Genomic DNA, 23,946 nt, shown 5'->3' with positions numbered 1-23,946 from the left:
GATCAACTTGTTCACGATCATCATGAAGGGAGACGTATGTCCATGCGTCGCAAGACCGCCGCACTGGCGACCGTCGTGCTGGCCTCTTCCGGTGTCGTCGCCGTCGCCGCACCGGCGTACGCGTCCGGTCCCTGCGGAAGCGGCTACTCGCTGATCGACGTCTACAACATCAACACGAAGAGCGGTGTGAAGAGAGGCTCTCTGGAGCTCTACTACAGCTCCGCTTCCGGGAAGAACTGCGCTCTTGCCTACGGCGTCGGCAGCACGTACGGCACGACGACCTGGAAAGTAGTGAAGATCGCCCGACACAGCGATCCCCTGTGGACGGTCAACCAGGGAAATTTCGCATACTACGCGGGCCCGGTTTACGTCTCGGCCGCAGGCCAGTGCATCGACCTCGAGGCTCAGATCGACAACACGACCCAGACCGACAACGGCTACGCGTTGGAGTCCAACGTGCACTGCGGCTGAGCCGAGAGCACCCACGAGGTCTCCGACGGTGCCCCGCGCGAGCCCTCGTGGGTCTTCCCGAAGTGCGTTACGGATGTCGGGCCGGCCGGGCCCCGCCCAGCCGCTCGCAGCGTACGAAATGCTCGGCGATCGCACGGCCGAAAGGGATGGAACCCGGCGTTCCGGTGCCGCGGGGCGGCCATTCCCCGAGCATTCCGTACGCCCGACCGGCAGAGCCACCCTGACTGGCACTCGTTACCGGTCGACGTCTTCTTCCTCCAGGAACGCCACCTCGACACAGGTGTCGCCGCCATTCCCGCTGTGGGATGACTTCCGCCAGGTTGCGCCGGTCAGGTCCATGTCTTCGCCACTTCCGCCAGCAGATCGACCGATTGCTTGCCGGGCAGGGCTTCGACGCGCAAAGCCTCCCAGACTGCCCGGCGTAGTTCTTTGGCGACGAACACACGTGGTGTCAGATGGTTTCCGGTCATTGTCGCCGCACACCTCCGTACAAGCGGATGCGTCTTCGTACAGGTCGTTGTGCTGCCTTTGAGTGTTCCATGGACATTCGGGGACCGGCATTCTGTTCGAGAAATCGACGAAAGGAATCGCCGATGGCGATCAACGACCAACGTGACGTTCACACGCTCGTGACCCGGCTCGCCGAGGAATGCGAAAAGGCGGGCTTGACCGCTACGGTCCTCAGCCCGACACGAGTCCACGTCAGCGCGGGAGCTCACTCGCGCCTCACCGAGACGATTCGGTGTCATCCGGGCGCCGATGAGGAGCTGATGTGGTGGTGGAGCTGGGGCGAGCCGATCTGTCCTGCCGCCAGCATCGACCTCGCCATACGGCACATCGCGCACGTCGTCGCCCCACAAGGCGGAGATCGGTGAACGATCTCCAGCGCGCGATCGATAACTTCTACGCGACCCTGGACTCTCTGCGGTTTCAGGGTGTTTCGCAAGTCGCCGAGATCCAGCAGCTCGAGGTTCTAGTCCGGAAATATCGGGAACTGACACAGCGGTTCCTGGAGCGATTGGGAAGACATCGTCGCAGACCGCGATGAATCGCCGCCGGCGGACGGACCTTGCCGTTCTGGGGTGTCTACTGAGCGGAGAATTTTCTCCGCTCAGTAGACACCCCAGAATCCGTCGGCCCGCTGCGGCGGCCGACTATGGCGGTGTTCGCCGGATATGGTCTAAAAGTCGTTATTCCGGCTGGTCGAGGTCGGGGAGGGCCTCGTAGGCGGGTTTGAGGGCGTCGATGAGGTCCCTGCGGCGGACCTTGACCTTGGGCGGGTCGAGGAGGCGGAGCAGCAGGCCCGGGGGGATCGGGGGAGCGGGCGGGCGGTCGCGGACGACGGCGGGCGCCCAGAAGTCGTCCATCCGCTCGGCCAGGGGCGTCTCCTCGATCTCCAGGGGGTCGACCTGGGCGGGTTCGAGGCGGCGCAGGCCGGCGAGCAGGTCGTCCTTGGTGCGGCCGTGCCAGGCGAGAATGAGGAACGGGTCGTCGTCGAACGCCTCCGCGAGGAGGTAGAGCACCGCGGCGGTGTGCTTGCACGGGTCGCCCCAGTCGGGGCAACTGCACATCAGGTGCATGTCCGTCGACGACTGCGGGAACAGCGAGACGCCGAAGATGGCGAAGACGTCCTCGATCTCCGGCGACATCTCACCGGCCAGCAGCCGCGCCCGGAAGACCGCCTGGGAGGCCAGGGCCTCCTCGATCGACTCCCAGACCGTGTCCTTGATCGGATCGATGCCGATCGACACCTCGTACGGCTCGGGTTCGGAGCCCTGGACGAGGGCGGTGACCTCGTACGCGTCGATCCGCAGCTCGACCACCTGGCCCTTGCGGGCGTACGTGCGGCCCCGGGTGAGCCGGCCGCGGTCGGCGAAGGACTCCAGGACGTCGATGAAGCGGCGGGACCACCACTCCGCGCCGATCGAGCCGCGCCCGCCGGACTTCGCCTTGAGCCCGTCCTCGACGGGCCGGGCCTTCCCGTAGATCGGCATCAGTCGCTCACCGCCTCGGGGTCGAGCCGCATGATCTCGCGCAGGTCGGCGACGGACAGCTCGGTGAGCCAGCCCTCGCCGGTGCCGACGATGCGCTCGGCCAGGGACTTCTTTCGCTCGATCATCTCGTCGACGCGCTCCTCGATCGTGCCGACGCAGATGAACTTGCGGACCTGGACGTTCTTGGTCTGCCCGATGCGGAACGCGCGGTCGGTCGCCTGGTCCTCGACGGCGGGATTCCACCAGCGGTCGACGTGGACGACGTGGTTGGCGGCGGTGAGGTTCAGCCCGGTGCCGGCCGCCTTCAGCGACAGGAGGAAGATCGCCGGATCGGAGTCCTCCTGGAACCGGCGGATCAGCTCGTCGCGCTGCTTCTTGGCGACGCCGCCGTGCAGCCACAGCACCGGGCGGTCGAGCTTGGCCTCCAGGTGCGGCCGCAGCATCGCGCCGAACTCGGCGTACTGGGTGAAGACGAGCGCCTTCTCGCCCTGCTCGACGACCTCGGCGCAGATCTCCTCCAGGCGTTCGAGCTTGCCGGAGCGGCCGTGCAGGCGCGAACCGTCCTTGAGCAGGTGGGCGGGGTGATTGCAGACCTGCTTGAGCTTGGCCATGGTCGCCAGCACGAGACCGCGCCGCTCCATGCCCTCGCTGTTGGCGATCTGGTCGAGCATGTCCTCCACGGTCGCCTGGTACAGCGACGCCTGCTCGGGCGTCAGGTTGCACCAGACCTTGATCTCCTGCTTCTCCGGCAGGTCCGTGATGATCGTCTTGTCGGTCTTGAGGCGGCGCAGGATGAACGGGCCGGTCGCCCGGTGCAGCGCGGCGGCGGCCTCCTCGTCACCGTACGCCTCGATCGGCACCGCGAACCGCTCGCGGAAGTACTGGCGCGGCCCGAGCACGCCGGGGTTGGCGAACTCCATGATCGACCACAGCTCGGTCAGGTGGTTCTCCACCGGCGTGCCGGTCAGCGCGAGTTTGCTGCGCGCCGGGATGCTCCGGACCGCCCGCGCCTGCCGGGTGCCGCTGTTCTTCAGCGCCTGTGCCTCGTCGCAGACGACGCGGTCCCATTCGATCGCGGCGAGCGCCTCGTGGTCCCGGGCGGCCGTGCCATAGGTGGTCAGCACCAAATCGGCCTCCGCTGCCGCCTTCACCAGATCCTCGCCCCGGTGCCGCCCCCCGCCGTGGTGCACGTAGACCCGCAGCTTCGGCGTGAACCGCGCCGCCTCCCGCTGCCAGTTCCCCATCAACGACATCGGCCCGATCAACAACGTCGGCCCCGCGGGTCGCTTCGAGCGTTCAGCGGTAAGGAGGGCGAGCGTCTGCGCCGTGTTGTGGCAGAGCATTCCCGCCGCCACGTAGTTGTGGTGTTCGGCTACCTCGAAGTCATATACCCAGCCCTCGTACTCGACGTCTTCGACCGCCAGAACCTTCGCATAGAAGACATCCCGGTCTGCGCGTTTCTTCAGCCGATCACGGATATCGCTCAGGATCTCCCGGTCGAGCCGCTCGTAACAGGCAAGAGCCTGTGCCGTCCACTTGCTCTTTTTCTTGGCCTGGTATGCAGCGGCTGCCTCTCCAGAGATCATGGCGTTGATCGCCGTGACGGCGGCGGAGGCCGTCTTTTTCGACATCTCTTGCGTGCCGCTGAAGTAAACCGTTCCTACGCCGAAGTGCCTCATCGGGAGGCCGGTGAGTCGGCGAGCCTGTGTAAGCAGGTCGCAAGCGGGGACGCCCTCGACGTTGGTGTTGTGAGTTGTGTCGCACAACCGGTCGAGTTTCTCCTGCTTGGTGGCGTCGGCTATGCCGATGACGTCTCGGAAGGTTCGCAAGGAAGGGCCGCCGATGATCCCTACGGTGTACGGCCGCTTAATCCCCGTGCCGTTGGTGGCGCTCTTGTACTTGACTGTCGTTCGCATCCAGATGCCATGCCGTCGCAGCATCATGGAGACCTGTTGGAGCATCCAGGATGACGCCGAGGAGATCTCGACCATCTTCATCGACGTGCTGACCGAGCCTTCGGCGGCGAAATAGTGCCGCAGGAAGAGGGCGGTGGTGGCCTCGTCGGCTGATGTGATGAACTCGGGGATCTTCTTGTGTGCGGAGACTCGCCCCCAACGATGACCGAGTTCTTCGAGGAAGTAGGCGTAGTCCTTGCTCGTGAACCGGAGGTAGGGCGCCCGCCCGTTCGTGGGCACCATGATCGATGGCTTGTTGATTACGAGCCCGTATCTTTTGCCGATCCTCAGCAGTGTGTCGTGGAGCTCCTTCAGTATGGGAAGCTTCTTCTGGCTGATCGTTCCCGCGTAATGGTCGCCTTCGTATCCCTCGCTGAGCTGCCAGGCGAGGAAGACCGTCAGGTCGGGATCCGCCGGTTCCCCAGAGACGGCGAGCGCGGCCGGCACGCATACGCGATCGCCGGGACGCAGCTCTCTGGTCCAGTCGTCGACTCCGAGAAGACGGTGTCGCCTGGTGATCCTTATTTCGCTGCCATCATCTAGTAGTACGCGTCGGATCGTCTCCCGAACATGCTGTCGGTACAGGCGTGCGATCGGGGCGGGGACGATCCTCCCTGCGTCGTCTATCGAGTTGGTCACCAAGGGTTCGGCCGGCGTCGACCATTCGCCTTCACCGTCGAACTCGATGGCTCCCGAGAAGCGGGCCCACGCGTCTTTTGCGCTGACGAGTGCACCATTGATGAGGACCGGCGTCTCTGGGGCAACGCACTTTCCCAAACCCATATCGTCCGCGAGGATTGCGCCGAGGCCGAGGTCGTCGAGGAAGGACAGCCAGGCGAGGCCGCGTTCCTGGTAGGGGCGGAGGGTGCCCTCGAAGTCGTCCGGGGTGGCGACCGGCTGCAGGCGGCGGTCGGCCTCGCCGGAGAAGAGGTCGCCGAGCGGGCCGTCCGCGTCGACCTGGAGCAGCGGCAGCGCGTCGTCGCCCGCGTGGATCGCGGCGCGGACGGCCTGGGCGGCGGTCATCTCGCCGCTGCGGCGCTGCTGGAGGAAGTCGAGGGCGGAGGCGAGCTGGCGCTCGTCGAGCTCGACCCACTTGCCGCGCAGCCGTACGAGCGGGGCCTTGAGCCGGGCGAGCTCGGCCAGCTCCTCCTCGGTGACGTCCTCGCCCTCGATGGCCAGGTCCCACCGGAAGTCGACCATGCTGTCGAGGCCGAAGCCCGAGGAGGTGGCCGCCCCGCCGCCCTCGGTCGCCGTCTTGGCCCGAGTCGTGAGCTTCATGCCCAGCCGGGCGCGGCCCGCCCACTGCGGGAGCTGGACGCCGAAGCCGGCGGCGGACAGCAGCGGCGCGGCCTCGCGGAGGAACCGGAACGCGCCCTCCGCGTCGGTCGTGACGCTGGTCGGCGTGGCGATCCGCAGGGCCTGGGCGAGGTCCGGGTAGAGGCGCAGCGCCCGGCCCAGGCCGGTGAGCAGGGTCTCCTCGGCGTTCGGCACCGAGGTGACCTCGCCCGTCCAGAGGACGGCGGCCGGGACGTAGAGGCTGGGGTCGTCGGTGCCCTGCACCGCGAACTCGACGGTCCACGGCCCCTGCACCGCGACCTCGCCCTCGGGCGCCGGCGGCTCGACGAGGCGGAAGCAGACGCGGAGCGGGCCGGTCGACCTGCGGGCGGCGGCGGCCCAGGCGTCCAGCTCGGCGGCGAGCGCGTCCGGGTCGTCGCCCGGCTCGCGGGACACCGTCGGATCGGGCCCGGTGAGCGCGGCGGCCCAGCGCTCGGCCAGCGGGAGCCGGTCGGGAACCCGCCCCGCGCGCTCGGGCAGCAGCGGGTGCGGCACGACGCCGCGGACGGCCGCGTCGACCAGGCCGGACAGCGCGTCCAGCAGCACGCCGGACGCGGGCAGGTCCTCGTCCGCGGCCCGGCAGGCGGGCGGCATCGCGGCGGCGAGCTCGCGGAACCGCGCGGCGTCGTCGCCGGTGATCACCGGCCGCCATCGGGCCGTCGGGTCGCCGTCCTCCCGGACGAGGGCGGGCAGGACCCGGCCCCGGGCGGCGAGGTGGACGGCCTCCTCGGCGACGTGCGCGAAGAACCGCAGGTCCGCGCCGCGTACGACGTCCTCGGCGTCGCCGGCCAGGTGCAGCAGCGTCATCGCGGCGAACGGGTCCAGCACGAGTGCCGGAACCCGCCAGGGGTGTGGCCTGGGTCGCCCGGACGCCGGCTCGCGCGCCAGTTCGGGCGAGGGGAGCGGCCCGGTGGCGGCTCCGGGGAGGATCAGCGTCGGCTCGATCCGTGGCGCGCCACGTGTCACGGCCGCGTACGAGGTGCCCTCGAAGTCGGACGTGGCGAAGGGGTGCGGCTTGGGAAAGACACGCAGGCGGGTGGTCGCGGGGAGCGCGGAGTCCTCCGCCCACAGGCAGAGCGCACCACCGTGCCAGGTGGCGTGCGCGACGAGCATGATCGGCCCCCGAAGACGCTGTGGACCAGGTGAAGCTACCAAACGGCCCTGACAGTGCGCGCCGTTCCCGCATGCCGCGACGCGGACCGTGGGCCGGCGGACGTTACGCTCGCGACGCACCGCAGTCGATGAGGGAGGCGCCGTGGGCGAGTTCGTACGCGTGGAGGTCGAGGGGGCCGTCGCCACGATCCGGCTGGACCGGCCGAAGGTGAACGCCCTGAACGCGCAGGTGGTGGCCGAGCTGGCCGAGGCGGCGCGGGCCGTGGACGCCGACCCGGCCGTCCGGGCCGTCGTGCTGTACGGCGGCGAGCGGGTGTTCGTGGCCGGGGCGGACATCAAGGAGATGGCCGAGCTGCCGTACGCCCAGGCCACCGGGCACGCCCGGGCACTGCAGGACGCGTTGAACGCCGTGGCGCGGATCGGGAGGCCGGTCGTCGCCGCGATCACGGGCTACGCCCTCGGCGGTGGCCTGGAGCTCGCGCTGTGCGCCGACTTCCGCGTGGCCGGCGAGTCGGCGAAGGTCGGCCAGCCGGAGATCCAGCTCGGCGTCATCCCCGGCGCCGGCGGCACCCAGCGGCTGCCCCGGCTGATCGGCCCGTCCCGCGCCAAGGACCTGATCTTCACCGGACGGCACGTCGGCGCCGAGGAGGCCCTGGCGATCGGCCTGGTGGACCGGGTCGTCCCGGACGACCAGGTGTACGCGGCCGCCACCGAACTGGTCGCGCGGTACGCCGAGGGCCCGGCGATCGCGCTGCGCGCCGCCAAGCAGGCGATCGACGCCGGCCTGGAGACCGACCTGGCCACCGGGCTGGAGATCGAGCGGCTGCAGTTCGCGGGCCTGTTCGCCACCGAGGACCAGAAGAACGGCATGCGCAGCTTCGTCGAGGAGGGGCCGGGCAAGGCCCGCTTCACCGGCCGCTGACGGAACCCGGTGACCTCGCCGTACGTCACACGATCGTGAACGAGTCAGGAGGCCGGGTGCCGAGCGAGCCGCTGCCGCCCGCCGCGCAGGCGAGGCTCGGGCAGGCCCGCACGTCCGGCACCTGGACCTCCGGCCTGACCGTCAACGAGTTCGCCGGGCTGCGGTCCGTCGGATTCGAGCCGGTCGGACAGGTGATGGGCAGCACGGTCCACAACCTCGCCTGGTGGTATCGCGCGTCGATCGACTGTGGCTTCCGGCGCGCCTTCCTGGGTTCCGGCTCCGCGGCGACGATCACCTCCGGGATGCAGGGCGCGTGGGGCGGCTACGGCGCGTACGTCGACACGCTCTACCGGGCCCGGCACACGGCGATGAGCCGGATGGCCGCCGAGTGCGCGGCGCTGGGCGGGGACGGCGTCGTGGCCGTGCACCTCACGATCGCGCCGTTCCAGGGCTCGGCGCACCACCTGGAGTTCCAGGCGCTCGGCACCGCCGTCCGCGCCGCAGGCGCCGTACGACCGGGCCGGGTGTTCCTGTCTCATGTCAGCGGCCAGGAGTTCGTGAAGCTCATCGAGACCGGCTGGGTTCCCGTCGACCTGGTGATGGGCACCTCCGTCGGCGTCCGCCACGACGACTGGCGGGTCAACTGGTCCACCGGCAGGTTCGCGCCCGCGCAGGAGGTGGGCGGCTGGACGGAGTTGGTGTCGGTGACCCGGCACGAGGCCCGCGCGCATCTCCTCGCCGACGCGGGGCGTACCGGCGCCGACGGGGTCGTCGTCTCCGAGGTCGACCTGCGCGTGACCGAACGTGAGTGCAGGGTCGCCGACCACCAGCACGACCACGTCGTCGAGACCACGGTCCTCGGCACCGCGATCGCCGAGTTCCGCACCGCCCATCGCCCGATCCGCCCGTTGACGATCATGAGGTTGTGAGTAGATGACCGATCCCGTCGCTCAGGGAGTTCCCGCCGACGCGATGACCCGGCTCGCCGAGCTGCGCCCGGGCGCGCCCGGCGGGCTGTTCACCAGCGATCTGTCCGTGAACGAGTTCCTGCTCGTCCGGGAGGCCGGGTTCCGCCCACTGGGGCTGGTGCTGGGCAGCTCGATCTACCACGTCGGCATCCAGGTCGGCCGGTGGAGCAAGAACATGGAGCTGGACCAGCTCTCCGGCGCGATGTACCACGCGCGGGAGCTGGCGATGACCCGCATGGAGGCCGAGGCCGACCAGCTCGGCGCGGACGGCATCGTCGGGGTCCGGCTGCGCGTGGAGTTCCGTGACTTCGGCAGCGACATCGCCGAGTTCATCGCCATCGGCACCGCGGTCAAGGCCGACGACACCTCCCAGAACTGGCGGAACAACAAGAACCAGCCGTTCACCTCCGACCTGAACGGCCAGGACTTCTGGACGCTGATCCAGGCCGGGTACGCGCCGCTGGGCATGGTGATGGGCACCTGCGTGTACCACGTCGCGCACCGCCGGCTCGGCTCGGTGCTCGGCAGCATGGGGCAGAACGTCGAGATCCCGGAGTTCACCCAGGCGCTGTACGACGCGCGGGAGCTGGCGATGACCCGCATGCAGGCCGAGGCGCAGGCCCTGCACGCCGAGGGCATCGTCGGCGTCTACCTCGACCAGTTCCACCACCAGTGGGGCGGCCACACGATGGAGTTCTTCGCGATCGGCACGGCCGTCCGGCCGCTCCGCGCCGATCACGTCATCGCCAAGCCGCAGATGGTGCTCGGGCTGGACCGCTGATTCACTGATGGCCATGGACTTCGACATGGTGGCCGCCGCGCTGCGCCGCGACACCGCCGACCTCGGGACGTACGCCCGCGTGCTGACCGGCACGCTCGCCGACGCGCTGCCGCCCGGCTGCGTGACCGTCGACTACGAGCGGAGCCTGGGCGACCGGCTGCGCGGCCGCGACGGGCGGGCCCACCGGATCGTCGTCCGGCTCGGCGAGCGCACGCTGTTCCTCACGGCCGGGAACGGCGGGCGGCCGACGGGCGAGATCCACCATGAGGTACGCGGCGTCGTGCTGTCCCGGGACCAGGTGACGCTCGACGTGTGGGTACGCGCCCTCACCGAGGAGCTCATCGCCCAGGCCGAGGCGGACGCCCGTGCCGCCGAGGCGCTGCGCCGCCTGGTCACCGGTGGCTGACGGACGGCACCGTGACGAGCGCGGCGGCCACGGGCTACGACGGGCTGTCGACCCGCCGGGTCGGGGAGGGAGAGCTTCGGGCGTTCCTCCGGGAGTGCTTCCGGATCGGGGAGCACGAGGTGTTCGTCGGCCGCGCCGACCGGGTGAACGAGGATCTGCGCGATGTTCCGGAGGGCGTCGTGTACGCGGCGTTCTGTACCTACGACGATGTCGCCGGGGACTTCGCGCTGGTGTTCGACCTCGGGATCACCGGGTCGCTGGCGCGGCGGGTCGGCCGCCGGGAGTTCGCCGAGCGGTTCGCGGCGCGCTTCGACGCCCACGTCCTCTACGGCGACACCGAACCTCCGGGGCTGTGGACCCTCATCCTGGCGGACGGCCGCCGCCTCCGCGTGTCGCTGGAGGAACCGGAGGACGACGACGGCGCGTACGTCCTCCGCGAGGCCACCGCGCCGGTTCCGGGCGTGCCCGGCGTGCGGGTGAACGAAGGTCTCTGGCGGGTCCGGTGAACCCCGGGGCGGGTGCGCCGGCCGGGCCGAGAAGCCGGCGCGGATCGTTCACGATGTACGGTCGATGCGCCGTCTTCGCGAAGGGAGTCGTCAGTGCGGGTGTTCGTCTCGGTCGACATGGAGGGCGTGTCCGGGCTCACCGATCCGGATGAGATGCGGGCCGGCGGGCGCGGCTACGAGCGCGGCTGCGAGCTGATGACCGCCGACGCGAACGCCGCGGTGGCCGGGGCGTTCGACGCCGGAGCGGACGAGGTGATCGTCACCGACGCGCACGGCAGCACGAAGAACATCCGCGCCGACCTCATCGACGAGCGGTGCACGCTGATCCGCGGGCCGTACCGTCCGCTGCGCATGGGGCAGGGGCTCGACACCGGCCACGACGCGGCGATGTTCGTGGGCTACCACGCCCGCGCGGGCGTGCCGCACGGCGTGCTCAACCACACGTGGATGGGCTATGAGATCCAGAACCTCTACCTGAACGGCGAGATCTGCGGCGAGATCCGGCTGATCGCCGCGCTGGCCGGGTCGATGGGCGTGCCGGTCGCGCTGGTGGCGGGCGACGAGGCGGCGTGCGCGGAGGCCCGCGAGGTGCTCGGCGACGTCGAGACGGTCGCGGTGAAGAAGGGCATCGACCGCTACTCCGCGCAGATTCTGCCGCCCGTCCGCGCGCAGGCCCTGATCCGGGAGGCGGCCGGCCGCGCCCTCGGGGACCTGAGCCGCCGCCGCCCGTACACGGTGCCGTCCCCGTACACGCTGGGCATCGACTGGGCGTCCACCGCGATGGCGGAGTCCTGCGCCATGATCCCGGGCATCAAGCGGCTCGGCCCCCGGTCGGTCGAGTTCACGACCGACGACTACGCCGACATCCTCGGGGTGCTCGGCATCATGGCCTCGATCGGCGGCAGCGTCGGCTGTACCGGCCAGCACTACGGCTGAGGGCCGGCCGTACGGGTCGGCTCGTACGGCCGAGAGCCCTGCCACACCGGACGGCGCCACGGATCACGGTCGGTAGGGTGACGTGCCATGTGGGGACTTTCGCTCGAGCCCGCCCTTGACCGTACCGATCTGCTCGCCGCGCCCGTGGCGGACGCGATCCGCGCCTGGAAGGGCGAGGACGCCTTCCAGGTGGCCGAGATCGACCCGGAGCTCTCCGACACCGCCGCGTTCTGCGAGCGGTACGGCACTCCGCTCGACGCGTCGGCCAACTGCGTGATCGTCGCCGCCAAGCGGGGCGGCGAGGTGCGGCTCGCGGCGTGCGTGGTGCTCGCGACCACGCGCGCCGACGTCAACGGCGTCGTACGGCGCCGGCTCGACGCGCGGAAGACGTCGTTCGCGCCGCAGGACCAGGCCGTGGCCGAGACCGGCATGGAGTACGGCGGGATCACGCCGTTCGGTCTGCCCGCCGAGTGGCCGGTCCTGGTCGACCGGGCCGTCGTCGAGACCCCGCATGTCGTCGTCGGCAGCGGGGTGCGGCGTTCCAAGCTGGTCGTGCCCGGCGCGGCGCTCGCCGCGCTCGCCTCGGCCGAGGTCATCGAGGGCCTCGCCCGCTGAGCTCCGGCGACCGTCGGGTCGGCACCGTTCGGAACCTCTGGAGCGAATCCAGCGTCAAACCGGGCATGAACGCGACGGGAGTTGCGCCACTCGGCTCGTACGAGCTGCGGGAGCGGGTCGGCGAGGGGGCCACGTCCGTGGTGTACCGCGCCACGGACCGGTTCGGGCGGACGGTCGCGGTGAAGGAGCCGCGGCGTGAGTTCGCGCACGATCCGGCCGTCCGCCGTCGCCTGGCGCGCGAGGCCCGGACGATGGCGCGGGTGCGCAGCCCATACGTCGCCGAGGTGTTCGACGCCTGCCTGGACGGCGACCGTCCCCACCTCGTCACCGAGTTCGTCCCGGGGGTGCCTCTCCGGGACCTGGTGACGACGTACGGGCCGCTGTGGGAGGAGGCGCTGCGGGGCTTCGCGGAGCGGTTCGCGCGGGGTCTGGCGGCCGTGCACGGCGCCGGTGTGCTGCACCGGGACCTCAAGCCCGGAAACGTCATGGTGCTCGGCGGCGTGCCCAAGATCATCGACTTCGGCATCGCGCGGGACGCCGGGACCGAGGAGGCCACGCAGCCGGGCGTGCTGACCGGGACGCCGGGCTACGTCGCGCCCGAGCTGATCGACGGCGGCCGCTGCAGCGAGGCGTCCGACGTCTTCTCGTGGGCCGCGACCGTGGCGTTCGCGGCGACGGGCCGGCCGCCGTTCGGGGCCGGATCGCTGCACGGCGTCTGCTTCCGGGTGCTGCGCGGGGCCGCCGACCTGGACGGTGTGCCCGAGGCGCTGCTGCCGCTGCTGCGCCGAGCCCTGTCCCGCGACCCGGCCGAGCGCCCGGCCGCGTCCCGGCTGGCGGGCGGCCTGGCCGAGCGGCGGCCGGTCCCGGCTTGGTGACCGGTTCCGCCAGGGAGGCCGTGAGGTGACACATGCCCAGGTATCGTGACGCTTCTATGGAGGGGGTAGAGACGTCCGGCGAGAGCATCGGCCGATACCGCCTGATCGAGAAGATCGGGGAAGGCGGGATGGGGGTCGTGCATCTCGCCACCGACCCCTTCGGCCGCAAGGTCGCCGTCAAGGTCCTGCGGCCCGGCGTCGCCTCCGACCAGACGGCCCTGCGGCGGCTGGCCCGCGAGGTCGACTCCATGCGCCGGGTGCACAACCCGCACGTCGCGGAGATCGTCGACGCGGACGTCACGGCCGAGCCGCCCTATGTCGTCACCCAGTTCGTCCCCGGCCGGACCCTGGAGCAGACGGTTCAGGACGACGGCCCGCTGCGCGGCGAGGCGCTGCAGCGGCTGGCGACGGGGCTTGCCGTCGCGCTGACCGCCGTTCACGACGCCGGCATCGTGCACCGGGACCTGAAGCCGGGCAACGTCATGTTCCTGGAGAACGGCGAGCCGGTCGTCATCGACTTCGGCATCGCGCAGGGCGTCGATGCGACCCGGCTGACCGCGACCGGGCTCGTCATCGGCACTCCCGGCTACCTCGCGCCCGAGATCATCGAGGGCGAGGACGCCGGCGCGCCCGCGGACGTCCACGCCTGGGCCGGCACGATCGCGTACGCCGCGACCGGGCGGGCGCCGTTCGGCGGCGGCACGTTCGAGTCGATCTTCTACAAGATCATGGAGGGGCGGCCGGACCTGGACGGTGTCCCCGAGGCGCTGCTCCCGGTCGTCCGGGCGGCGATGGCGCGCAACCCGGCCGAGCGGCCCACCGCGCACGCCCTCGTCGAGCTGACCAGGCGCATCGACGTCGACGCCACCCGGCTGGACCCGCCGTCGTCCCATACCAAGCGGCTCACCGCGGTCTCGGCCCCACCGCCGCCGGCCCCGGCCCCGGCCCGCCCGCGCGACTTCGTGGGCCAGTTGCCACCGGCGCCGCCCCCGCAGCCGTACACCCGTTCCCCGTACGGCCCGCAGGGCAGGGAGAACGCGCCCGGATACGCGCCGCCCCCGCCGAAGCCGCCGCGGCCGGACGAGCCGAAGCCGTACGGCGTCTACCGCTTCCTCAGCCTGCTGCTCCTCGTCGGCGGGGTCGGGCTGTCCCTCGTGACGCCCACGATCGCGTTGATCGTCGTGCTGGCCGTCCTACTCGTCCTGCGGACCGCCGACCGCGGCCACAAGGAGCTCAGTTCCAAGCGCACCCGGCGCGGACCGCGCTCGGGCGACCTGGCCGCGGTGATCGTCAAGTCGCCGTTCACGGCGGTCCGGGCGGCGCTGGGCATGCTGCTGGTCAGCCCCCTGGCGATCATGGCCGGCACCGTCGTGCTGCTGATCGGGCTGGTCGCCAAGTCCGCGCTGCCGATTCCGCGGGCGGTCGCGCTGGGCGCGGCGGCGTTCGTGATCGTGCAGTGCCTGGGGCCGGGCAGCGAGCCCGCGCGCCGGCAGCTCGCCCGGTTCTGGGGCGCCGTGCTGCCGCGACGCAACCAGGCGCTGATCGCGCTGGCCGTCATAGGATTCGTCGTCTTCCTGATCGTGTCCTTCGCGCTCAGCCAGACGCCGGATCTGCGGCCGTTCGCCGGCGGGTCGTTCACGAGGAACCTCGCTCACGTGCGCTCCGGAATCCGGAGCCTGCTCGGCGGCTGACCCGGGCGGCACCCGACAAAGGAAGATCGAACCATGCCAGTGGAGGACGCCCCGGTGGAGAAGGTCGGCCCCTACCGGGTCGTGGCGACCCTCGGCGAGGGAGGCATGGGCGTCGTCCATCGAGCGGTCGACGACATCGGCCGCGAGGTGGCCCTGAAGGTCGTGCGGACGGAGTACACCGAGGACACGACCTTCCGGCGGCGGCTGGCCCGCGAGGTCGACACGATGCGGCGGGTGCGGAGCCCGTACGTCGCCGAGGTCCTCGACGCCGACGTCGCGGCCGAACGCCCCTACATCGTCACCCGCTTCATCGACGGCCACCCGCTCGACGGCGTGGTCCGGGCGGCCGGGCCGCTGTCCGGCGGGCCGCTGGCGCGCGTGGCGGTCGGCCTCGCCGAGGCGCTGGTCGCCATCCACCGGGCGGGCGTCGTCCACAGGGACCTCAAGCCGAACAACGTCATGATGGTCGACGGGGCGCCGGTGGTGATCGACTTCGGCATCGCCCACGGGATGGACGCCACCCGGCTCACCCAGACCGGAATGGTCGTCGGTACGCCGGGCTACCTCGGGCCGGAGATCATCGACGGCAAGCCGCCCGGCCCCGAGGTCGACGTCTACGGGTGGGCGGCGACCGTCGCGTTCGCCGCGACCGGGCGCGCGCCGTTCGGCGGCGGCTCGCTGGAGGCGGTGCTGGCCCGCATCCTCACCGGCAGCCCCGACCTCGACGGCGTCCCGCCGTCCCTCGAACCGCTGCTGCGCATGGCCCTCGCCCGCGACCCGGCGGCCAGGCCGGCCGCGGCGGAACTGGCGGGCCGGGTGCGGGTGCTCGACCTCGGCGCCCCACCGCCCATCGGCGCGACGGCCATGGGCCCGTCCGCCGACGCCGCGGGCCGCACCGGGACGCCGCCGAACTCCCGGCCCTCCGGCCCCTTCGCGGCGGCGCGCGCTTCCGAGCCGCCGGCGGGCCCGCCGTCCGGATCGTTCCCGCCCCATCCGGCGCCGCGTGTGGCGCTCGGCTGGTACAAGCTGCTCGCCTACCTGGTGATCCTCACGGCCGTGGCGGTCTGCCCCGTGGCCCCCGTCGTCGGCCTCCCCGTCGTGGTGGCGGGCGCCTGGTACCTGCGGGCGGGGGACTCGGCCGTCCGCTCCCGCCGGACGCCGGTCCGCGGGGCCGAGGACCTCGCGCTGGCGCCCTTGCGCGTGCCGGAGTCGCTGAGCCGGTCCACCGGAGCGCTGGTGCCCGCCCTGCTGTACGCGGGCGTGGCGGCGGCGGTGACCGCCCTGGCGCTGCTCGTCTGGTCCGCCACGCACTCCCTCTCCTGGCCGGACGCCGTGGCCCGGTGGAGCGCGGCGGTGTTCGCCTGCGTGACGCTCGCGGGTCCCGGCGTCATGGCGCCGCGCCGCCAGCTGGTCCGGCTGCTGTCGGCGGTGGCCCAGCGGCCCCGGCAGGCCGCGTCGGTGGGCCTGTGCCTGGCCGGGATCACCTCGCTCGCGGTCGCGGCCGGGTGGCTGGCCCGACCGCGCTGGTGGCCGATCGGCGACCGGGCCGGTGCCATCGCCGAGCTCACGGACCGGATCGCCACGCTCCTGAATCACTGACGCGCGGCGGGTCCCCTCGGGGCGGACGACATCGGCACGGGTTCGCGGACACCCGCGGTGCGTCCCCGCTCGGGGCGGACGACGCAGCCACGGGCTCGCGGACACGCGCGGCGTGTCGGCCGCGTCGCGCCGGTCGGACCCCGTGGCGCGGTAGTGTGGCATCGCCTTCACGTCCGCCCGATGCGGGGACCCCAGCGACATTTCGAGGAGGGAACGGCGTTCCTCTCCGGCCCGATGGCCGGGGGCACGCGCCGCGCACCGATGACGTGGGATGAGACATCCGGCGCGGTCTCCGACCCGCCGCTGGAGGCCCAGGAGACCGTCGACGCCGTCGTCGAGGGCTGGTCACGGCTCTTCACGTATCTCGTCGTCGCGAGCGTGTTCGGGATCGCCGTCCTCACGCCGTTCTTCGGGCTCCTGCTGGCGCTGGCGGGCGCGTCGTACCTACGGGCCGGGCAGGCGCACGCGCGCCGGCATCCCGCGACGCCGCTGCGGCTGACGGTCGGCCCGCTGACCGCGCCGCTGGACCTGATCCGCGGCGTCGCGGGGACGTTGCTCACCGTGCCCTACGCCGCGGTGTTCGCGGTCGTCGTGCCGATGGCGATCATGGCGGCGGCGGCCGTCGACGTCCAGGTCGCGCCGCTGGTCGCGGCGGCCTGGGGGGCCGGGGCCGCGGCGTTCGTCCTGCTGGCCGCGCCGGGCGTCCGGGTGCCGCGCCGGCATCTCGTTCAGGTGTTCATCGCGCTCGCCTCGGGACCGCGCCGCATCGCGGTGATCGGAGCGCTCCTGTGCGTGGTGACACTCGCCGTCCTGGCCGCGGCGATCGTGCTCAGGCCGACCTTCGCCCCCATGTACGAGCTGGAGAACACCATCGCCCAGGAGCTCTCCCGGTTCCAGACCTCGATCCAACAGCGCGTGTCGTGACCGGGGGCCCGCCGGGCCGAAGATTTACGATCATGCGGTAGCCCGTCGACCGCGGAATCCCCCCAATGACGTCCCTGCGCGAGAGTCTCGGCCCCTACCGGCTCCTCGAGGAGATCGGTGTCGGCGGCATGGGCGAGGTGCACCTCGCGCTGGCCCCGGACGGCAGCACGGTCGCGGTCAAGATCCTGCACCCCGCCGTCGCCCGCGACCCGCTGGCCCGCCGTCGCCTCGAACGCGAGGTCGCGACGATGCGCCGGGTCCGCAGCCCGTACGTCGCCGAGGTGGTCGACGCGGACTTCACCGGCCGCCGTCCGTACGTCGTCACCAGGTACGTCCAGGGCCGCTCCCTGGACCTGTGCGTGCGCCGCGACGGCCCGATCCGGGGCGCGGGGCTGCTGAGGGTGGCGCGCGGGCTGGCCCGCGCGCTGCACGTGATCCACGCGGCCGGGGTCGTCCACCGCGATCTCAAGCCGGCCAACGTGATCCTCGTCGACCGCGATCCGGTCGTCATCGACTTCGGCCTCGCGCACGTGCTGGACGCGACCCGGCTGACGCGTACCGGCACGGCGATCGGCACGCCCGGCTACCTGGCCCCGGAGATCCTCGACGGGGAGCGGGCCGGACCGGCCGCCGACGTCTTCTCCTGGGCGGGCACGGTCGCGTTCGCGGCCACCGGCCGATCGCCGTACGGCCCGGGGCCGGCGCAGGCGATCTTCTCCCGCGTGCTGCGCGGCCGGCACGACCTGCGCGGCGTGCCGGGCGGGCTGCGGGCGACGCTGGAGGCCGCGCTGGCGCTCGACCCGCAGTCGCGTCCGGGCACGGGCGACCTCCTGGAGGAGCTCGCGGTACGGAACCGGCCCCGGCCGACCGCCGTCCCCAGCCGACCGCCGGCGACGGCCGCCCCGGCACCGGACGGCCGGGCTCGAGTCGGCCCGGTTCCGGACGGTCGGGGCCGGGGCGGCCCGGCGCCGGACGGTCGGGCTTCGGCGGGTCGGGCGCCGGTCGGTTCCGCTCCGGCGGACCGGTTCCGGGAAGCGGACCGGTTCCCGGAAGCGGACCGGGCATCGGGTGATCCGGTCGTCGAGGCGGCCGCCGTCCCGGACGCTCCCGCCGCCCCGATGGCGGGCGAGCCTCCAGGCCCGGAGGAATTCCCGGTGGGGGAGCGGCCCGTCGAGTCCGGCTCCAAAGGCCGGCGCCGCGGTCTGCCGTCGCGTCTGCTGCGGGGAACGGCGGCGCTCGCCGTTCCGGCCGCCTGCTACGCCCTGCCGGTCCTGGCCGTCGCGACGATCCTGTCGGCCTGTGCCGCGGGCTACGCCTGGGACGCCATCGCGCGCGCCCGCCGCCGGACGGCCGCCCGGGTCGGCCGGCTCGCCCGCCTGGGGTCGGTCCTCGCCGCTCTCGTCGCGGTTCCGGCGCAGACGGTGGTGCGGCTGGTGGCGCTGGTCCTCGCCATGCTGGTCGGGTACGGCGCGGTGCTCGGGATCACCTGGTGGTCGGTCGTGCCGCGCGACCGGGCACTGGCGCTGCCCCTCGGCGTGCTCGCGGTCGCGGCGGCGCTCGTGCGCGCACGCTACGCCGCCGAACACCGTCGGGTCCGGCTGGCACTGGCCGTGCTGGCCGCCGGAGCGCTGGCGCTGGCGGTGGTCGGCATCCCGTTCCCGGCATGGTGGCCGGTCATCGTGCCTTGATCGGGGCAGACGGACTTTGCGGAGTCGCTACCCGTGGGTAACATCGGGGGCGATGCGAGTGGATGCCCCGGGGCCGAATCACTTTCGGGCGTTTGGCAGGCTTGGGGCGTCCAACGCGTCAGCCCGCGTCGCCCGCAGGGGCGGCGCCCGTCGTGCCGGAGGAGCGCGTAGATGAAGTGTGCAGGGAGGGCGGACACCATATGAACATCGTCGTCTGCGTGAAGCAGGTTCCCGACACGGCGACCGAACGCAAGCTGCGGTCCGACGACAAGACCCTCGACCGTGAGGCCGCCGATGGCGTCATCAACGAGCTCGACGAGTACGCCGTCGAGGAGGCCCTGACCATCAAGGAGGCCCACGGCGGTGAGGTGACCGTCCTCACCATGGGTCCCGAGAAGGCGTCGGAGTCGATCCGCAAGGCCCTGGCCATGGGCGCCGACAAGGCCGTTCACGTGTCGGACGAGGCGCTGCACGGCTCGGACGCGCTGTCGACCTCCTACGCGCTCGCGCAGGTGCTCAAGAAGATCGGCTTCGACATCGTCATCCTCGGTTCGGAGTCGACCGACGCCCGTACCGGCCTGCTGGCCGGGATGCTGTCCGAGCGGCTCGGCGTGCCCCAGGTGACGCTGGCCAACAAGGTGGAGATCGACGGCTCGGCGCTCAAGGCGCAGCGGCTCACGGACTACGGTTTCGACCGTGTCGAGGCGAGCCTTCCCGCCGTCGTCAGCGTCGTCGAGAAGATCAACGAGCCGCGGTACCCCTCGTTCAAGGGGATCATGGCGGCCAAGAAGAAGCCGGTCGAGAAGCTCGCCGTCGCCGACGCCGAGATCGACGCCGCCAAGGTCGGGCTCGCCGGAGCCTCGACCGAGGTCGTCGACTTCGCCGGCGCGCCGCCGCGCGAGAAGGGCCAGATCGTCAAGGACGAGGGCGACGGCGGCGTGAAGGTCGCCGAGTTCCTCGCGTCCAAGAAGTTCATCTGAGAGGCGGGGAAATGGCGGAGATTCTCGTCCTCGTCGACCATGTCGACGGAGAGGTCAAGAAGGTCACCTTCGAGCTGCTGACGCTCGCGCGCCGGCACGGCGACGCCGCGGCGGTATGGATCGGCCCGGGCTACGAGGGCGCCAAGGACAAGCTCGCCGAGTACGGCGCGGCCAAGGTCTACGTCGCCGCCGACGAGGAGCTGACCTCCTACGTCGTCGCGCCGAAGGCCGAGCTCCTGGCGCAGCTCGTCGCCGACACGTCGCCGGCGGCGGTCCTCGTCGCCGCGACGGGCGAGGGCAAGGAGATCGCGGGACGTCTCGCGGTCAAGACCGAGTCCGGCGTCCTCACCGACGTCGTCGACGTGGCGGACGGTTTCGTCGGCGAGCACTCGATCTTCGGTGGCGCCATCGTCTCGCACGCCAAGGTGTCGAAGGGCACGCCGATCATCGCGGTCCGCCCGAACTCCACCGCCCCCGAGGCCGCGCCGTCGACGCCGGCCGAGGAGCAGGTGTCGGTGACGCTGTCCGACGCGGCCAAGGCGGCCAAGGTCGTCGAGAAGGTCGTGCAGGAGAAGGGCGAGCGCCCGGAGCTGACCGAGGCCGCGATCGTGGTCTCCGGCGGCCGGGGTGTCGGCGGCGCCGACAACTTCAAGCTCATCGAGGAGCTGGCCGACTCGCTCGGCGCGGCCGTAGGCGCCTCGCGCGCCGCGACCGACGCCGGCTGGTACCCCCATACCTTCCAGGTGGGCCAGACCGGCAAGACGGTGTCACCGCAGCTGTACGTCGCGGTCGGCATCTCCGGCGCCATCCAGCACCGGGCCGGCATGCAGACCTCCAAGACGATCGTCGCGATCAACAAGGACCCGGACGCGCCGATCTTCGAGCTGGTCGACTACGGCATCGTGGGCGACCTGTTCCAGGTCGCCCCGCAGCTCACCGAGGAGATCACCAAGCGCAAGTGACCTCGCGCGCGACGACGCCCCGGCGGATCTCCCGCCGGGGCGTCGCCGTCTCCGGGTCCGTCAGTGCGCCGTCGGCGTCGGGCGCGGAGAGCCCGGAGCCGGCGGGAACGGAGAGCCCGCGCCCTCGTGCACCTTCCGGGTCGGGCCGACGAACAGCAGGACCTGGCCCTGTGCCCAGGGGTCGGCGTCGTGCACGAACCATCCCGGCTTCACCTTCGCCGGCGGCACGCCGTTCTGGTACGGCCGGTTGTCGCCGTTCGCCGCCAGGTATCGATACTGCGGCACGGTGACGTGCCGCTTCTTCAGCATCGCCAGGACCTCGGCGACCGTACGGCCACGGAACGACAGCCCGTGCATCATCTCGCCCGGCGCGTCGACCGGGGCGGTGGAGTCGTAATGCTCGCCGGGCCGGGCCGCCCGTCCGAACACTTCCATCGAGTGTGCCTTGTAGTCGATCGGGATCTTCAAGCCGACCGGGCAGTCGCCGCCGCCCCCGGTGCGGCACTTGCCTCGCGCCGAGATCACCTTGACCGCGTTGCCCTCTGACTCCGACATCACCACCGTGCCGACGATCGACGGCGACACCGGGACGAGCCTCAGGTCGATGTTCATCCCGTGCGCGGCGAACTCCTTCCGGTACCGCGCCGGATCGGCGAGCGGGTCCTTGACCTTCACGATCAGGTACCGGCCCTGGGTGGAGAAGGTCAGCGCCGCCAACTGGATCTTCGGCGAGACGCTCCGCACCGCCTGCGGCGTCTGCCTCTGCGGGGACGGTGAACCGGACAGCACGGACGCGGCGACGACGGACGCGGCGACCCCCGCCGCGGCCAGCGGCAGGCCGATGACCAGGGCCCGGCGGCGCCGTGCCGGTCGTCTCTCCGGCACGGCGGTGGACATGATCCGCTCGGCCAGGTCGCTCTTGGTCCTCGGGCTCACCATGTGGGCCGCCTCCTCGTCCGTGACGGGCGCCAGTCGCCCGATCAGCTCTTCGTGGTTCATGCGTGTTCCCCCTTCGCGATCCGCGCGTGGTGGTGGGTCTCCGCGCGGGTCTCCCGGGCTTCTCTGGCCTCCCGGTCCGCGAGCGCGCGGGCGAACCGCTTGCGCGCGCGGTGCAGCCGGATCCGTACGGCGTTGCGCGAGCAGCCGAGGACCGTCGCGATCTGCCCGGCGTCCAGGCCCTCCCAGCCGACCAGCGACAGCAGCTCCCGGTCGTCTTCGGACAGGCTGCGGAACGCCTCGGCGACCGCGCCGGACACCTCGCGGTCCTCGATCGCCTGGACGGCGACCCCCAGGTCGGCGCGCAACCGGTCGCCGAGAGCCGTGCGCCGCCGCTCCCCGCGGCGGTGGTTGGCGAGGACCCGCCTCGCCACGCCGTACAGCCAGGGACGGGCCCCGTCGCCGGTGGGTACGTCGTCGAGCCGCCGCCAGGCGATCAGGAAGGTCTCGGCGAGGATGTCCGCGGCGTCGTGCCCGTTCTCGGTGCGTCGCATGACGTAGCCGAGAACGGGGTCGTGACAGGCCGCGTAGATCTCCGCGAATCTTCGCTTCCTGTGGTCGAGAGGTTCCAAGCCTCTCTCCTCTCGCTCGGGTACCGGCCCGCGCAGTGCGTGCGCTCACCCCGAACCTGTCCGGGCGCCCCGTAACATTTCGCGGAATGATCACCTATGTCCGGGCAGTTCGCCGCTCCTGGGCGGAACCTCGCTGGGATCCGTACCGGCTCGCGGGCGCCTTCCTCCTCGCGTACGCGGCGTTGTCGCTCACGCGGTATCGCCGCATGGCGACGCTGTCCTGGGACCTGGGGATCTTCGAGCAGGCCGTCCGCGGCTACGCGCACCTGCGCGCCCCGATCGTGGACATCAAGGGCCCCGGCGTGAACATCCTCGGCGATCACTTCAGCCCGATCATCGCGCTGCTCGCACCGCTCTACCGGATCTTCCCGACGCCGGTCACCCTGCTCGTCGTCCAGGCGGCGCTGTTCGCGTCCGCCGCCATCCCGATCACCCGGGTCGCGGCGCGCCTTCTCGGGCGCGGACGGGGCCTGGCGATCGGCGTCGCCTACGGGCTGTCCTGGGGCGTCCAGCGCGCGATCGAGTTCGACTTCCACGAGATCGCGTTCGCGATGCCGCTGCTCGCCCTGTCGCTGGAGGCGATCCTGCGCGGGCGGTGGTGGGCGGCGATGGCGTGGGCGCTCCCGCTCGTCCTCGTCAAGGAGGACATGGGGCTGACGGCCGCGGCGGTCGGCCTCGTCGTCGCCCTGCGGGCGTGGCGGGACCCCGCCGCCTCCCGGGTCCTCCCGTGCGCGGTCGCGCTCGTCGCGTTCGGGGTGGCGTGCACCGTCCTCGCCCTCCTGGTGATGATCCCGGCGTTCAACCACGGCGGCGACTACGGGTACTGGCAGAAGCTGACCGGCCATGGCGTGTCCGGTGCCCGCCACGTGCCGCCCGGCATCGCGATCCGCACCGTGCTGTGGATCCTGGTTCCCACCAGCGGCCTGTACGCGCTGCGGTCCCCGCTCCTCCTCGTCGCCGTGCCGACGATCGGCTGGCGCCTGGCCTCGCAGGACGCCCACTACTGGGGTCTGGACTGGCACTACAGCGCCGTGCTGATGCCGGTCGTCCTCCTGGCGCTCGTCGACGCGCTCGCGCGGACCCGGGCGCGTACGGACGGGCCGCGCTGGGCGCGGGAGTACGCGGCCCGGCTCCCGGCCGCGGTGGCGGTCGCCGCGCTCGCGCTCACGACGACCCTTCCGCTGGGGACGCTCCTGCACTGGGGGACGTACCGGGTCGATGCCCGGACCGTCGCCGTGAAGAGGCTGCTCCGGAAGATCCCGGACGGCGCGACCGTCGAGAGCGACGTTCTGCCGATCAGCCGGTTGACCCGGCGCACGACGGTCTACTGGATCGGCGCCGCCAAGGGCGTCATCCCGGACTACATCACGTTCCGGCTGCGGTCGCCGGACGACGGGGATCCGCTCGACCTCGTCCACCACCTCCATCCCAACGCGAACTACGACGAGGTCGCCCGGGCCGGCGGCTACATCCTCCTGGCCCGCGACAAGGAGGGCCCGGTCGCCTGGAGAGGGTCCTGAAACGCCGGACGACGTGCCGGACACCCAGGGAACGAAGGCCCGGAGAACCGGCGCTGATCATGTCGATGCTGTCCTCCGCCGACGCGAAGAGCGACCTCGGTCCGTACGCGCACATGACGGGCACCTCGACCCTGCGC

At 71.8% G+C, this 23,946-nt stretch carries 23 protein-coding genes and 1 pseudogene; 17 read left to right on the top strand and 7 right to left on the bottom strand.

The genetic code is table 11. The features are described from left to right. Window positions 1-42 precede the first annotated feature (42 nt). Complete coding sequence (locus AB0L00_RS40285) at window positions 43-471, top strand: spore-associated protein A (protein WP_364442903.1); 429 nt, start codon at window positions 43-45, stop codon at window positions 469-471. 234 nt (window positions 472-705) lie between these two features. Here the strand turns inward: AB0L00_RS40285 and AB0L00_RS40280 are convergent, their stop codons facing one another. After that, window positions 706-810 carry a DUF397 domain-containing protein gene (locus AB0L00_RS40280; protein WP_364442902.1) on the bottom strand — a complete coding sequence of 35 codons (105 nt, stop codon included), beginning with the start codon at window positions 808-810 and terminating at the stop codon, window positions 706-708. Further along, on the bottom strand, window positions 801-941 hold the full coding sequence (locus AB0L00_RS40275) for a hypothetical protein (protein WP_364442900.1): 141 nt from the start codon (window positions 939-941) through the stop codon (window positions 801-803). The genes AB0L00_RS40280 and AB0L00_RS40275 overlap by 10 nt, the downstream gene beginning before the upstream one ends. A gap of 123 nt (window positions 942-1,064) precedes the next feature. On the opposite strand from AB0L00_RS40275, the gene AB0L00_RS40270 reads away from it, so the two are divergent. Next, window positions 1,065-1,346, top strand: coding sequence for a hypothetical protein (locus tag AB0L00_RS40270; protein WP_364442899.1), 282 nt, complete (start codon window positions 1,065-1,067; stop codon window positions 1,344-1,346). A 315-nt stretch (window positions 1,347-1,661) separates the two neighbouring features. On the opposite strand, the gene AB0L00_RS40265 is transcribed toward AB0L00_RS40270, so the two are convergent. The 3 genes and pseudogenes from AB0L00_RS40265 to AB0L00_RS40255 form a co-directional block, all read right to left on the bottom strand. Next, window positions 1,662-2,465: an SWIM zinc finger family protein gene (locus AB0L00_RS40265; protein ID WP_364442898.1), complete on the bottom strand. Its 804-nt coding sequence runs from the start codon at window positions 2,463-2,465 to the stop codon at window positions 1,662-1,664. Beyond that, window positions 2,465-5,203, bottom strand: coding sequence for an SNF2-related protein (locus AB0L00_RS40260; protein WP_364442929.1), 2,739 nt, complete (start codon window positions 5,201-5,203; stop codon window positions 2,465-2,467). Before AB0L00_RS40260 ends, AB0L00_RS40265 begins: the two co-directional genes overlap by 1 nt. Window positions 5,204-5,425: 222 nt before the next feature. Further along, a pseudogene (locus AB0L00_RS40255) lies at window positions 5,426-6,349 on the bottom strand (SNF2 helicase-associated domain-containing protein); the annotation flags it as partial. Between the two features lie 661 nt (window positions 6,350-7,010). On the opposite strand from AB0L00_RS40255, the gene AB0L00_RS40250 reads away from it, so the two are divergent. From AB0L00_RS40250 to AB0L00_RS40185, 14 genes are all read left to right on the top strand, one after another. Then, window positions 7,011-7,790, top strand: a complete 780-nt coding sequence (locus AB0L00_RS40250; RefSeq protein ID WP_364442896.1) for an enoyl-CoA hydratase-related protein — start codon at window positions 7,011-7,013, stop codon at window positions 7,788-7,790. Between the two features lie 35 nt (window positions 7,791-7,825). Beyond that, the gene (locus AB0L00_RS40245) at window positions 7,826-8,719 is read left to right on the top strand and encodes a heavy metal-binding domain-containing protein (RefSeq protein ID WP_364442895.1); all 894 of its coding nucleotides are present in this window, start codon (window positions 7,826-7,828) and stop codon (window positions 8,717-8,719) included. A 4-nt stretch (window positions 8,720-8,723) separates the two neighbouring features. Beyond that, window positions 8,724-9,539: a heavy metal-binding domain-containing protein gene (locus AB0L00_RS40240; RefSeq protein ID WP_364442893.1), complete on the top strand. Its 816-nt coding sequence runs from the start codon at window positions 8,724-8,726 to the stop codon at window positions 9,537-9,539. 13 nt (window positions 9,540-9,552) lie between these two features. Continuing rightward, window positions 9,553-9,945: a hypothetical protein gene (locus tag AB0L00_RS40235; protein WP_345357171.1), complete on the top strand. Its 393-nt coding sequence runs from the start codon at window positions 9,553-9,555 to the stop codon at window positions 9,943-9,945. Between the two features lie 11 nt (window positions 9,946-9,956). Further along, window positions 9,957-10,451 carry a hypothetical protein gene (locus AB0L00_RS40230; protein WP_364442892.1) on the top strand — a complete coding sequence of 165 codons (495 nt, stop codon included), beginning with the start codon at window positions 9,957-9,959 and terminating at the stop codon, window positions 10,449-10,451. Window positions 10,452-10,544: 93 nt separating this feature from the next. Beyond that, window positions 10,545-11,387 (top strand): M55 family metallopeptidase, encoded by an 843-nt coding sequence (locus AB0L00_RS40225; protein WP_364442890.1) that lies wholly within the window; start codon window positions 10,545-10,547, stop codon window positions 11,385-11,387. Window positions 11,388-11,474: 87 nt separating this feature from the next. Continuing rightward, window positions 11,475-12,002, top strand: a complete 528-nt coding sequence (locus AB0L00_RS40220; RefSeq protein WP_364442888.1) for a YbaK/EbsC family protein — start codon at window positions 11,475-11,477, stop codon at window positions 12,000-12,002. A gap of 65 nt (window positions 12,003-12,067) precedes the next feature. Further along, window positions 12,068-12,877, top strand: a complete 810-nt coding sequence (locus AB0L00_RS40215) for a serine/threonine-protein kinase (RefSeq protein ID WP_364442886.1) — start codon at window positions 12,068-12,070, stop codon at window positions 12,875-12,877. Window positions 12,878-12,933: 56 nt separating this feature from the next. After that, the gene (locus AB0L00_RS40210; RefSeq protein WP_364442884.1) at window positions 12,934-14,568 is read left to right on the top strand and encodes a serine/threonine-protein kinase; all 1,635 of its coding nucleotides are present in this window, start codon (window positions 12,934-12,936) and stop codon (window positions 14,566-14,568) included. A 33-nt stretch (window positions 14,569-14,601) separates the two neighbouring features. Then, window positions 14,602-16,167: a serine/threonine-protein kinase gene (locus AB0L00_RS40205; RefSeq protein WP_364442883.1), complete on the top strand. Its 1,566-nt coding sequence runs from the start codon at window positions 14,602-14,604 to the stop codon at window positions 16,165-16,167. Window positions 16,168-16,347: 180 nt separating this feature from the next. Next, window positions 16,348-17,091 (top strand): hypothetical protein, encoded by a 744-nt coding sequence (locus AB0L00_RS40200; protein WP_364442881.1) that lies wholly within the window; start codon window positions 16,348-16,350, stop codon window positions 17,089-17,091. Window positions 17,092-17,156: 65 nt separating this feature from the next. Then, on the top strand, window positions 17,157-18,779 hold the full coding sequence (locus AB0L00_RS40195) for a serine/threonine-protein kinase (RefSeq protein WP_364442880.1): 1,623 nt from the start codon (window positions 17,157-17,159) through the stop codon (window positions 18,777-18,779). 200 nt (window positions 18,780-18,979) lie between these two features. Further along, a complete protein-coding gene (locus tag AB0L00_RS40190) occupies window positions 18,980-19,759 on the top strand; it encodes an electron transfer flavoprotein subunit beta/FixA family protein (RefSeq protein ID WP_364442878.1) in 780 nt (259 codons plus the stop codon). An 11-nt stretch (window positions 19,760-19,770) separates the two neighbouring features. Continuing rightward, entirely contained in the window at window positions 19,771-20,721 is a 951-nt protein-coding gene (locus AB0L00_RS40185; protein ID WP_345357197.1) for an electron transfer flavoprotein subunit alpha/FixB family protein, read from the top strand. Window positions 20,722-20,781: 60 nt separating this feature from the next. Here the strand turns inward: AB0L00_RS40185 and AB0L00_RS40180 are convergent, their stop codons facing one another. After that, window positions 20,782-21,720 carry a hypothetical protein gene (locus AB0L00_RS40180; protein ID WP_364442876.1) on the bottom strand — a complete coding sequence of 313 codons (939 nt, stop codon included), beginning with the start codon at window positions 21,718-21,720 and terminating at the stop codon, window positions 20,782-20,784. After that, the gene (locus AB0L00_RS40175; protein ID WP_364442874.1) at window positions 21,717-22,289 is read right to left on the bottom strand and encodes a sigma-70 family RNA polymerase sigma factor; all 573 of its coding nucleotides are present in this window, start codon (window positions 22,287-22,289) and stop codon (window positions 21,717-21,719) included. The genes AB0L00_RS40180 and AB0L00_RS40175 overlap by 4 nt, the downstream gene beginning before the upstream one ends. A gap of 86 nt (window positions 22,290-22,375) precedes the next feature. On the opposite strand from AB0L00_RS40175, the gene AB0L00_RS40170 reads away from it, so the two are divergent. Beyond that, entirely contained in the window at window positions 22,376-23,809 is a 1,434-nt protein-coding gene (locus tag AB0L00_RS40170; RefSeq protein WP_364442873.1) for a DUF2079 domain-containing protein, read from the top strand. Window positions 23,810-23,946: the final 137 nt, after the last annotated feature.

It is taken from the genome of Actinoallomurus sp. NPDC052308 (assembly GCF_040679195.1).
Lineage (GTDB): Bacteria > Actinomycetota > Actinomycetes > Streptosporangiales > Streptosporangiaceae > Actinoallomurus > Actinoallomurus liliacearum.
This window is presented reverse-complemented; position numbering and strand designations above follow the sequence as displayed.

Coding starts and splice junctions, on each gene's coding strand:
- AB0L00_RS40285 (WP_364442903.1), top strand. CDS start 43: ATGCGTCGCAAGACCGCCGCACTGGCGACCGTCGTGCTGGCCTCTTCC.
- AB0L00_RS40280 (WP_364442902.1), bottom strand. CDS start 810: ATGGACCTGACCGGCGCAACCTGGCGGAAGTCATCCCACAGCGGGAAT.
- AB0L00_RS40275 (WP_364442900.1), bottom strand. CDS start 941: ATGACCGGAAACCATCTGACACCACGTGTGTTCGTCGCCAAAGAACTA.
- AB0L00_RS40270 (WP_364442899.1), top strand. CDS start 1,065: ATGGCGATCAACGACCAACGTGACGTTCACACGCTCGTGACCCGGCTC.
- AB0L00_RS40265 (WP_364442898.1), bottom strand. CDS start 2,465: ATGCCGATCTACGGGAAGGCCCGGCCCGTCGAGGACGGGCTCAAGGCG.
- AB0L00_RS40260 (WP_364442929.1), bottom strand. CDS start 5,203: ATGGGTTTGGGAAAGTGCGTTGCCCCAGAGACGCCGGTCCTCATCAAT.
- AB0L00_RS40240 (WP_364442893.1), top strand. CDS start 8,724: ATGACCGATCCCGTCGCTCAGGGAGTTCCCGCCGACGCGATGACCCGG.
- AB0L00_RS40235 (WP_345357171.1), top strand. CDS start 9,553: ATGGACTTCGACATGGTGGCCGCCGCGCTGCGCCGCGACACCGCCGAC.
- AB0L00_RS40220 (WP_364442888.1), top strand. CDS start 11,475: ATGTGGGGACTTTCGCTCGAGCCCGCCCTTGACCGTACCGATCTGCTC.
- AB0L00_RS40215 (WP_364442886.1), top strand. CDS start 12,068: ATGAACGCGACGGGAGTTGCGCCACTCGGCTCGTACGAGCTGCGGGAG.
- AB0L00_RS40210 (WP_364442884.1), top strand. CDS start 12,934: ATGGAGGGGGTAGAGACGTCCGGCGAGAGCATCGGCCGATACCGCCTG.
- AB0L00_RS40205 (WP_364442883.1), top strand. CDS start 14,602: ATGCCAGTGGAGGACGCCCCGGTGGAGAAGGTCGGCCCCTACCGGGTC.
- AB0L00_RS40200 (WP_364442881.1), top strand. CDS start 16,348: ATGCGGGGACCCCAGCGACATTTCGAGGAGGGAACGGCGTTCCTCTCC.
- AB0L00_RS40195 (WP_364442880.1), top strand. CDS start 17,157: ATGACGTCCCTGCGCGAGAGTCTCGGCCCCTACCGGCTCCTCGAGGAG.
- AB0L00_RS40190 (WP_364442878.1), top strand. CDS start 18,980: ATGAACATCGTCGTCTGCGTGAAGCAGGTTCCCGACACGGCGACCGAA.
- AB0L00_RS40185 (WP_345357197.1), top strand. CDS start 19,771: ATGGCGGAGATTCTCGTCCTCGTCGACCATGTCGACGGAGAGGTCAAG.
- AB0L00_RS40180 (WP_364442876.1), bottom strand. CDS start 21,720: ATGAACCACGAAGAGCTGATCGGGCGACTGGCGCCCGTCACGGACGAG.
- AB0L00_RS40170 (WP_364442873.1), top strand. CDS start 22,376: ATGATCACCTATGTCCGGGCAGTTCGCCGCTCCTGGGCGGAACCTCGC.